This is a genomic window from Terriglobales bacterium, assembly GCA_035454605.1.
In the GTDB taxonomy this organism is placed as follows: Bacteria; Acidobacteriota; Terriglobia; order Terriglobales; family Acidobacteriaceae; genus DATMAB01.
The window spans coordinates 1-10,138 of sequence record DATIGQ010000062.1 but is presented as its reverse complement, the minus strand read 5'-3'; the positions used below and the strand labels follow the sequence as shown (position 1 = coordinate 10,138).

Here is a 10,138-nt window from a genome sequence, read left to right as displayed (position 1 = left end):
GCACGTCCCGGGTGAGGGCGGCGGTGGCGGCTGGCGTGATGGACACCCCGATCCCAAGCCGGCGCGCCTCGTCGATCAATTCGTAGAGGTCCTTCCGATCCAGCGGGTCGCCTCCGGTCAGGATCAACTGCGGCAGCGGGTTGCCGAACTCCGGGATCTGGCGCAAAAAATCCACGCCCTCTTGGAATGTCAGCTCCAGCGGGTGCGGCGTCGGCATCGCTTCGGCGCGACAATGGCGGCATGCCAGCGCGCAGGCCTGCGTGACTTCCCAGTAGATGTTGAGGGGCGTCTGCGAGAAGTCTCGTGGCGCGTGGTGCGCGGGACGTGCTTTGTGAAGCGAACCCGTCATCATGCTCTCACCGTATCCTCTCGGCACATCCTCTGTCGAGGTCAGGCTGAAGGGATGGCTCTTACCCCTCAAAGCGATCGCGCTCTGGGGATATTAGGCGTTCCTTCCCTCCTGTGTTGTCACAGGGTAGCGTGACGCCCACTCTTCCGTATGTGACCTTCATCACTCAACCCGGGAATGCTCCGCTGGCAAGGCGATGCGGGATTCCAAGGGATCGGTGCTGGCATGCTGGCAGAGACGGGAAGCCTGGCGCGCCCGAAGGGATTCGAACCCCTGACCTATTGCTCCGGAGGCAATCGCTCTATCCAGCTGAGCTACGGGCGCGCAGCAAGGTCATTATAGCTTGCCGAGAGACGCTCACCGGCTTCCTGTTCCACTGCAGCCTCCGCAACAACGCCACGCTCACCACGCCATACTGGCCCACCGAACTGGGTGGAGCGAATCTAGCTCCGATTCCAAATGAGTGACAACAAACTGTTGCTGGGCGGCGTGGGGGTGGGGTTCGGAGCGGCCGCTGTGGCGCTGCTAGGGGCTGCGGTCCGGAGCGCGCGCCAGACGATGCGACTGCGGCGGACGGGCGCGCGCAGCACGGCGATCGTCCGCGAACTCAACACGGTGGAATCGTTTGAAGATACCGCCTACGCGCCCGCGTTCGAGTTTGCGACTGCGGACGGAACGGTCCACCGGATAGTGTCCGACGCTGCGGCCAATCCGCCCAGCCACAACGTGGGCGATGAGGTCACGGTCCTGTACGATCCTGCCGATCCCAGCGGAGCCCAGATCGAAGCTTTTGCCAGCCTTTGGCTGGGCCCCGTTCTGATGATGGTCGGGGGGAGCGTGACGCTGGGCGTAGCAATCTTCTGCCTCTGGTTCACAAGGTAAACGGCGTCCGTAGTATGCAAGCGCCGGGAATACCCACGAGCGTGGCGGACACCTTACTGCACGATCACGGAACTCCGCACAGTCTTAGTCTCTCCGGCGGCGGTCTGAGCGGTGACGGTGATCGCATTGGAGCCGGCGGGGAGCGCCGGGGTGAAGAAGCGGAAGGTGCCGTCCGGAAAGATGGCAGGCACGGACTGGCCGTTGACCATCACGGTGGCGCTGGGCCAAGTGCGGCCGCGCACTTCCACGATGCGGCCGTGCAGCACCGGCTCTTCTACCAGAAGGAGTGGGGGAGGGGAGGAGGGCAGGTCGGGCGCGGCGGCCTCGGCAGCCGTAGTGCGTCCGCCAAAGGCCGTTGACGCGAAGTAAGCGGCAAGCGAGAGCGCCGCTGCAACAACAATGACGGCGGCGGCGGACCATCCGCGCTTCGGTGCAGAACGACCTCGGGCTGTAGAGTGTCTGGCGGCCATGAAGCGCACAACCCAATCAGGGTTTGCATTGCACGTCAGCCACCACAAGCGGTTCGACGGTAAGTCGCTGTTGCGGCGAGAATTCCAAGAATCCTAGGCCGAGGCTTTGCGGTTCTCCGTGACCCAGATTCGGACGATTCGTCCAAGATTGGGAACAAGGCTGGCGTCGGAGTCAATCACAGGCCTGATCGACGAGCCGAGGTGAATGCCAAGCAACACGGTCAGCTCTCCGCAGATTCCGGGCTGCGCAATCCTGGCGGAGTTTGCGCCGGGGTGTGCTAGGCTTTGAGGCGAGCCGCCTTGCGCGCCTTCGAGAAAGCGCCGCCGGACATCCAAGCGATCCTGAGCAAGCCCATTCGGGAGCTGGGGCTGAGGCTGGAAGGAACGCCGCTGGAGCGTTTCGTGCACCAGCTCTACCGGGAGCTGGAGCGCAAGCGGATGCGGAAGTTCCGGCCGCTGTGCTACCTGACCGACGAATGGGGATGCCCATCCGGCGAGCCGGTGATCGGCATTCCGTTCTACCTGGCCAATCCCGACCTGGTCCGCCTGGAAAAGGAAATGGACGACGTCGAGGACGCGCGCGAGATCATGATGTACCTGCGCCACGAAGCCGGCCACGCCTTCAACTACGCCTACGAGTTCTACAAGACGCCGGATTGGCGTCGCCTGTTCGGGCCCTTCCGGCGCCCGTACCGGGAAAACTACCGCCCGGTGCCGTTCTCGCGCAGCTTCGTGCGCCACATCGAAGGCTGGTATGCGCAGAAGCATCCCGACGAAGACTTCGCGGAAACCTTCGCCGTCTGGCTTACGCCGGGCTCGAGGTGGCGGCAGAAATATCGTGGCTGGGCCGCTCTGGAAAAGCTGAAGTACATCGACCGCATCGCCAAGGAAGTGCGGGAGAAGGAGCCGCTGCGGCCACAAGGCTCGACCGACATCACGGTGGAAGAGATGGAGTCCACGGTGGCGGAGTTCTACGAGAAGGCCGTGGCCGAACCGATCTCGCCGACGGACCTGGCGCTGGACAGTGACCTGGTGGATATTTTTGCCGCGTCCAAGCGGCGCAAGCGGGGCGTGCGCCTGGCCCACGACCTGCTGCAGGAGAATCACGCGGCATTGCTGGACAAGCTGACTTACTGGACCGGTGTGAAGCGCCCGCTGCTGAAAAGGCTGGTGGACGCGATCGAGCAGCGGGCCGGGGAGCTGGGCTTGAAGTACGACGTGAAGCGCGAACGCGAGCACCTGACGGAAATCACGGTATACGTGACCGGGCTGGCCATGAACTACATCCTGCGGGGACGGTTCACACAACCCTAGCCGCGGGAGGAAACGGGAGGCGGAAGTGAACGGCAAGAAGTTCCGAATCGCAGTCCTCTACGACGTGTGGGAGGGCGAAGAGGAACCCACAGCGGAACCGGAAGCGGAGCAAGCACCGGCGCGCGGGCGCCGACCGCGCAAGAAGAAGCAGGAGAAGGCCGACCGCGAGGAAGTCTTTGAAGCCCTGGAGAAGCTGGGGTACGAGCCGTTCTATTACGTCCTGGATGGCCGCGACCAGACGCTGGTGGGTCTGGCGAAGTGTGGCGCGGACCTGGTGTTCAATCTCACCGAGTCCTACGCCGGCGACGATACCAAGGACATGAACGTCGCCGCGTATCTGGACCTTTTGGGGCTGCCGTACACGGGCTCGAACGGGCAAGGGCTGTTCCTGGGACATGACAAGGTTTTGGCCAAGAAGCTGTTCGCCTTCCACGGCATTCGCACGCCGAAGTTCGCCACTTCGTATCGTGGCGTGCTGGATCACGCCCATGACATCGTGTTTCCGCTGATCGTGAAGCCCAGCGCCGAGGATGGTTCCATCGGAATCCGCAGCAGTTCTTTGGTGGGCAGCGTGAAGGAGCTGATGGAGCAGACGCACTACATCCACGACGAATTCGATTCTCCGGTGCTGATCGAGGAATACATCGAGGGACGGGAGATCTATGTAGCCATCCTCGGCAACAAGAACCCGGAAGCCCTGCCGCTGATCGAACTGGATCTCTCCAAGCTGCCCAAGGGCACGCCGCGTATCGCCGGAGAAGACGTGAAGTGGGAAAAGGACACACAGGCCTACAAGGTGACCAAGTCCGTGCCGGTGGAAGACATGGACGAGGAGACGGTGCACAAGGTGCAGGAGACGGCCCTGGCCGCCTATCAGGCGCTGAAGTTGCGTGACTACGGCCGCATCGACCTTCGCCTGGGGAAAAAAGACAGGGCCTACGTGATCGAGGCCAATCCCAATCCGTGGCTCTCCAGCTCAGCCGAGTTCGCCATGGCGGCGCGCAAGGCGGGCAGGAACTATACCCAAATGATCGGAGAGATCGTGGACCTGGCGCGGGCCCGCTACGCGGCCGGCTGAGTGACGCGAGGATTACAATCCTCCGCCATGCGCGAGTGGCTGGAGTCGTGGTGGGAAGCCGAGTGGCATCCCGTATCGCGTGCGGCGCTCGTAGGATGGATGGGCTTCTACGTTGTGTTCCTCTTGTACGCCGCGGCCAATCACAACCGATTCCTGTTCATCGATAACGTAAACCTCGTGGTACACGAGGCGGGGCACCTGCTGTTCGGCTGGACGGAGAACTTCCTGCTCGGAGTGTGGGGCGGGACACTGCTGCAATGGCTGGTGCCGCTGGCGCTGGCAACGACCTTCCTGGTGCGGCGGCAGACTACCGGTTTCGCCTTCTGCCTGTTCTTCTTCTTCGAGAACCTGCTGTATTCGGCAACCTACATGGCGGACGCGCGGCGGATGGAGCTGCCCCTGGTGACCGTAGGCGACGCCGATCCCGACTTCACCGGCCACGACTGGAACATCATCTTCTCCAGCCTGGGCATGCTGCATCGCGATACCGCTATCGCAGCCATGGTGCGCGCCGCGGGATGGCTGGGGATGCTGGGTACAGTGGCGTGGCTGGGGTGGAGGGGGAAAGGACCTGCCAGCTCCTGACTACAAACTTCGGCGGCGGACGGCTAGCAGCGCGATGAACTCGAAAATCAGGTTGGCAGCAAGCAACGCCGTAACGCCCTTGCCGTCCTGGGCGGGCAGCACTTCCACCAGATCGAAGCCGGCGAAGTCGAGACCAGCCAGGCCGCGCAATATTTCCTGAGCCTCGCGGGAAGTCGGCCCGCCCACTTCCGGCGTACCGGTGCCCGGGGCGTACGCGGCATCTACGAAGTCGATGTCGAAACTGAGATAGGCGCGCGCGTCGCCCACCCGCTGGCGGATGCGGGCCACGACGGCTTCGCAGCCCATGCGAAACATTTCCTGAGCCTCGATGAGTTCGAAGCCCAGGGCGCGGGCGGCGGCGAATTCTTCCGGTGAAGCGAGCGAGCCGCGCATTCCTACCTGGATCGAGCGGCTGGCGTCAATGAGCTTTTCCTCCACAGCTCGGCGGAAGGTGGTTCCGTGGTTGACGCGGGTGCCATAGAGCGTGTCGTCGGTGTCGGAGTGGGCGTCGAAGTGAACCAGCGCCAGCGGACCGCGCTCGCGTGCCAGCGCGCGCAGCAGCGGCAGCGGGATGGTGTGGTCGCCCCCGATGGCGATAGGCACTACGCCGGCGCGCGCCAGCGGCGAAACGAATTCCTCAATCGAACGAAGGCTGCGTTCCAGGTCGGAGGGAAAGACCGGCGCATCGCCGAAGTCGACTCCTGAGAGATGGTCGTACACGTTGATCCGATGGACGGGGTGATAAACGCCGGTGAGCCGCGAAGCCTCGCGCACGGCGGCAGGAGCGAAGCGCTGCCCGGTGCGGAAGCTGGCGCCCAGGTCGAAGGGAACGCCCACGACGGCAAAGTCCACGCCTTCGGTCGAGTTGACGTGGGGCAGCCGGCTGAAGGTGGTGATGCCGCCGAAACGAGGAACGCCGCTGGGAGGGCGGTAGCGCGTCATGACGGAGATTCTGTCACCGGGGCGGCACCGATGATCATTCCGTGCCTTCCAGTCGCAGCAGCCACAGCGATGACGCACCGTTGCTGCGGCAATACACGATGTAGCGCCCGTCGGGAGACAGGGTGGGCTCCTCGATGAACAGCCCCGACTCGGGAAAGTGGGTCACGGCTTGCGGTTTGCCGCCCGCGGCCGGGATGCGCAGGATGTTGCCGTGGTTGGGCTGCACGTACAGCCACTCCCCGTCCGGCGAATAGAAGGCATGCCGCACGCGGTCGTGTCCGAAGGTGAGCTGTTCCTCGCGTCCGCCCTCCGCCGGAATGCGCCATGCCTGGATGCTGCCTCCCGCGTTTGAGAAGTAGACGATCCACTTCCCGTCCGGCGAAAACCCTTCTCCCGGCCACTTGTTTCCTGGCGAGGACGTGAGCTGTTCTTGCTTTCGTGTCTTCATGTCCAGCAGGAAGAGCTCGAGGTTGCCTCCCACTCGCTGGCCGAACAGCAGGCGGCTGCCGTCAGGAGAGAACTGCCCGTGGCCCAGTCCTTCCGCCGGCGGAATCAATTCTTCGGCACCGCTCCCATCCACTGCCACCAGCCATACCGACCGCCGCCCGTCGGGCGTCACACGGGCCAGCGCCAGCTTCTTGCCATCCGGCGACCAGTAGGGCGTACTCGCTCCCCGGTCGCTGCCCGGCAGGCTCAGCCGGTGGCGCTCTCTCTTCTCGACATCCAGCAGCCAGATATCCTGTCCGCCCAGCCGGTCGCTGGCGTACGCGATGTACCTGCCATCGGGCGAGTAGGAAGGATACCGGTCGATCACCCGCCCTTCGCTCAGCTCTTCTTCCGCCCCGGCCGGCTTGGCTCCGCCGGCATCGAGCGGCAGCCGCGTCAGGTTCATGGAACCTTCCAGTTCGGAAACCGCGATCTGCTGGCCGTCCCGCGCCAGCGTCAGGTCGGTGAGCACCCCGGTCAACATGCCCACCGACTGCGGCTCGCCGCCGGCCTCACCGCTGGCCGCGTCCATCGGCAGCATACCTAGCTCGGTGCCGCCGCGCTCGTCCCGCCGCAGGAAATAGATGCGCCGTCCCAACGGTCCCCACTCGTGGGTCGAGGCGTCCAGCAGCTTGCGCGCCGTCCCTCCGCTCGCCGCCTGGATCATCACCTGTTCCGGGTCCACGGTTCCGAACGTGATCCACTTTCCGTCGGGCGAGTAGTGCACGCGGGTGATCTCCCAAGTCGGCGAGGGAGCGTTGGCGGTTCGCAGCGAATCCAACTCCGCCACGATGGTGCGCACCTTGCCGTCTTCGGTGGAAACCTCCAGGATCGAGCGGTGATACTCGCTGCCGCTGATATAGGCGATGTGTTTGCCGTCGGGATTCCAGGCGGGCGCATTGGCATCCGCGGCCAGGCGCCGCGCCGGCCCGCCCAGCGCGGGCGCCACCCACAGGTCGCCGCCCAAGGTGCGGAATTCCATCCCGAACGTGGACCCAATGCGCACCATCCCAGTGCGTGACGAGCGCGTCGAGATGAACGCGATCCACTGCCCGTCCGGCGAGAACGCCGGCTGGATGTCTTCCCCGGGATCGTTGGTGACGTTGACGTCCTGACCGCCCTCGATCCGCCGCACGTAGATGTCGAAGTTCCCGCCGCGGTTCGCGGAGTAGGCCACCAGCTTTCCGTCGGGAGACCAGGTCGGCCATTCCGAGTGCGCCGGATCGTGCGTCAGCCGCGACACCTGCACCAGTCGCGTGGTTTGCGTCTGTGCCCCGCGCTTCCACAGGACCGCCCATGCCGCCAGCGCACCCACGACCAAGCAGACCGCCGCTAGAACATAGAGTCGCGACCTGCCCGGCTGTTCAGCGACCGCAGGTTCGCCTTGCGGCTGTGCCATGGCTTCTTCGATCTCCAGCCGCGCATCGGCGATGTCATGGAGCCGCTGCTTCCGGTCTTTCACCAGACAGCGTTTCAGCAGCCGCCGGATCCCGGCTGGTGTGGGCGCGGGCAGCGCGTCCCAGTCCGGTTCCCGCTCCAGAATAGCCACAATCGAATCGGTCGTGGTTTCTCCCCGGAAGGCTCGCTGGCCACTGAGCATTTCGTAGAGGACGCACCCGAACGACCAGATGTCGGTTCGCTTATCCACGGCCTGGCCGCGGGCCTGCTCCGGGCTCATGTAGGCCGCCGTGCCCATCATGGCTCCGCCCAACGCGGTGCGGAAGGTTGCCGTCGGCGAATCCGAATCGCTGCTGGTTTTCACCGCCGCGTCGCCCCGTGCCAGTCCGAAGTCCAGCACCTTGACCTGGCCTTCGAGCGTGACCCGGATGTTGGCCGGCTTCAGGTCGCGATGGATGATGCCTTTCCCATGGGCTGCTTCCAGCGCCTCGGCGATCTGCCGCGCCAGCTCCAGGGCGTCGCGCACTGCAATGCGCCCGCGCAGGCCGAGCGTCTCACCCTCGACCAGCTCCATCACCAGAAAGCGCTGGCCGTCGACGTCCTCCAGCCCGTGCAGGACGGCGATGTGGGGATGATTGAGAGCGGCCAGCAGTTGGGCTTCGCGCTCGAAGCGGGCCAGCCGCTCCGCATCCTGGGCGAAGGCTGCCGGCAAGATTTTGATGGCCACATCGCGCGCCAGGCGCGTGTCGCGCGCGCGATACACCTCGCCCATCCCGCCCGCCCCAATGGGCGCCAGGATCTCGTAGGGACCCAGCCGCGTTCCGATTCCCACCGCCATCTCAGCCGCGCATTATAGGGCAGCGGCCACGGTTGCGCGGCATGTTCGAGCAAGCGGCGGCTCGGTACTGCGGATGCCCTGCTCCGCACCATGAGGAATGACGTGCCAGGCACGTCTGGCAGGAATCCCCGCGGGTACTTGGGCGGAGCGCTGTACCGTGCCTAAGATGGCAGCAATATGTCTGCGCAGTGTCTTTTGCTGGGCACGGACTCCGAAGCCCTGGGGACCTTGTGTCCCGTTCTGGAAGAACTGCAGGTCGCGGTGGATGTGTGTTCGCGGCGCGACGCCGCAGTGCAATTGCTGAGCCAGCAGAAGTTCGAACTGCTGGTGATCGACTGGGAATCGGTGGACGGCCCGGGGCACGTGCTGCTGAGCACGCGCCTGCTGGCGACCAACCGGGACACGGTGGTGCTGGCGCTGGTGAGCGGTGTCGAGAGCATGCGCGCCTCACAGGAGATGGGAGCGAACTTTGTCCTTTCCAAGCCCATCTCGGAATCGGCGGCGCGGCGCACTCTCCAGGCTTGCCGGGTCCTGTTTCCGCAGGAAGCTCCGCGCCAGGTGCGACGGCCGGTGCACTCGCTTTCTTTCGTCAGTTTGGAGCAAGCACAGGACGCCGCCATCCTGCTGAACGTGAGTGAAGGCGGCATGGCCATCCAGGCGCTGCAACCGCTGGACCGGGGCCAAGTGATCCAATTCGGGATCGAGCTGCCGCTGGCGCCGCTCCGGTTGGAAGCGCGGGGCGAAATCGTATGGGTGGACCCCAGCGGACGCGCCGGCGTTCGTTTTGTCGAGGTGCCGGAGCCGCACCGGGCAAAACTGCGCGAGTGGCTGGAAAAGAGCCCCGAGGAGGCTCCGGCGAGCGCCGTGATCACTACGGCTGAGTCACTCGAAACCTATCGCTTCCCCTGGGAAAAGCCGCCCTTGGTCGAGCGTGTGGCCGCTCTGAGCGTGGACACCGCAATGGTGCTGGCCGCCACGAGCCTTTTTGGGCTGGTCTTCCTGGTAGCTCCTGCGCCCGCTCTGACCGGTACCGCCGCCCTGGTGACGATCGGCCTGCTGGCGACGCTCGGGGTCAGCTACTTCCTGATGTATCGCCTGTCGGGCGTGGCCACGCCGGGCAGTGCGCTGGTGCAGGGACTGGTCCGGCCTAAGCCCAAACTGGAGCGCAGCGTCCAACTGGTTCCCACCGAAACCGCGGTACCCGCCGCCGCACCGGCAGCAACCGCGCCGGAACCTGAACCGGTGTTGGTAGGAGAACAGTCGGAACACTGAAGGTTGCGGGCGACGGGTCGCGGCAAACCCTACTTCGTGTTTCTCGTCTCCAGTGATGCCCTTGTGACACCAGGGGCTTTCTCCGTATCCTTCCGCCCAAAGGAGAGATTTCATGCGCCGAGCCTTTCTAGCAGTCGTGTTCGCCGTGGTTTGCCTACCGGGGTACGCCGCCGGGCAAGGCGCGCCTCAAGAAAAGCGCGACCCTGCCCCGCATGCGATTGACGAGCGCAAGCTGGTGGACCTGACGCACGACTTCGATTCCAGCACTATCTATTGGCCCAACGCGCAGCCCTTCGAGTGGAAGAAAGAATCGTGGGGCATGGCGGCGGGCGGCTACTGGTACGCCGCCGGGCTCTATGCCGCCAGCGAACACGGCGGCACGCATCTGGATAGTCCTATTCATTTTGGCGAAGGCAAGGCCACCGTGGACCAGCTTCCCGTGGCGCAACTGGTCGGACCGGCGGTGGTGATCGATATCTCCGAGGCCTGTGCCAAAGACGTCGACTATCGCCTGCGCGTGGAAG

At 64.7% G+C, this 10,138-nt stretch carries 10 protein-coding genes and 1 tRNA gene; 6 read left to right on the top strand and 5 right to left on the bottom strand.

All coding sequences use genetic code 11. From position 1 onward, the window contains the following. On the bottom strand, positions 1 to 352 hold a 352-nt coding region (locus VLE48_04280), incomplete at its 3' end, for a radical SAM protein (protein ID HSA92204.1). 244 nt (positions 353 to 596) lie between these two features. Next, positions 597 to 673, bottom strand: a tRNA-Arg gene (locus tag VLE48_04275). A gap of 135 nt (positions 674 to 808) precedes the next feature. Here VLE48_04275 and VLE48_04270 point away from each other — a divergent pair. Further along, positions 809 to 1,231, top strand: coding sequence for a DUF3592 domain-containing protein (locus VLE48_04270; protein HSA92203.1), 423 nt, complete (start codon positions 809 to 811; stop codon positions 1,229 to 1,231). A 53-nt stretch (positions 1,232 to 1,284) separates the two neighbouring features. Here VLE48_04270 and VLE48_04265 read toward each other — a convergent pair whose 3' ends face one another. Further along, positions 1,285 to 1,701, bottom strand: a complete 417-nt coding sequence (locus VLE48_04265; protein ID HSA92202.1) for a hypothetical protein — start codon at positions 1,699 to 1,701, stop codon at positions 1,285 to 1,287. A 300-nt stretch (positions 1,702 to 2,001) separates the two neighbouring features. On the opposite strand from VLE48_04265, the gene VLE48_04260 reads away from it, so the two are divergent. From VLE48_04260 to VLE48_04250, 3 genes are read left to right on the top strand one after another with little or no spacing between them, the layout of a single operon-like run. Further along, positions 2,002 to 3,015: a putative zinc-binding metallopeptidase gene (locus VLE48_04260; protein HSA92201.1), complete on the top strand. Its 1,014-nt coding sequence runs from the start codon at positions 2,002 to 2,004 to the stop codon at positions 3,013 to 3,015. A gap of 25 nt (positions 3,016 to 3,040) precedes the next feature. Further along, positions 3,041 to 4,093 (top strand): ATP-grasp domain-containing protein, encoded by a 1,053-nt coding sequence (locus VLE48_04255; protein HSA92200.1) that lies wholly within the window; start codon positions 3,041 to 3,043, stop codon positions 4,091 to 4,093. A gap of 27 nt (positions 4,094 to 4,120) precedes the next feature. Continuing rightward, the gene (locus tag VLE48_04250; protein ID HSA92199.1) at positions 4,121 to 4,678 is read left to right on the top strand and encodes a hypothetical protein; all 558 of its coding nucleotides are present in this window, start codon (positions 4,121 to 4,123) and stop codon (positions 4,676 to 4,678) included. Here VLE48_04250 and speB read toward each other — a convergent pair whose 3' ends face one another. Together speB and VLE48_04240 are read right to left on the bottom strand one after the other, a co-directional pair. Continuing rightward, the gene (gene speB / locus VLE48_04245; protein ID HSA92198.1) at positions 4,679 to 5,620 is read right to left on the bottom strand and encodes an agmatinase; all 942 of its coding nucleotides are present in this window, start codon (positions 5,618 to 5,620) and stop codon (positions 4,679 to 4,681) included. A gap of 34 nt (positions 5,621 to 5,654) precedes the next feature. Next, a complete protein-coding gene (locus VLE48_04240; protein HSA92197.1) occupies positions 5,655 to 8,342 on the bottom strand; it encodes a protein kinase in 2,688 nt (895 codons plus the stop codon). Between the two features lie 177 nt (positions 8,343 to 8,519). Here VLE48_04240 and VLE48_04235 point away from each other — a divergent pair, with 177 nt between their 5' ends. Continuing rightward, positions 8,520 to 9,614 (top strand): response regulator, encoded by a 1,095-nt coding sequence (locus VLE48_04235; protein HSA92196.1) that lies wholly within the window; start codon positions 8,520 to 8,522, stop codon positions 9,612 to 9,614. A gap of 112 nt (positions 9,615 to 9,726) precedes the next feature. Beyond that, the coding region (locus tag VLE48_04230; GenBank protein ID HSA92195.1) for a cyclase family protein at positions 9,727 to 10,138 on the top strand (412 nt) is incomplete at its 3' end.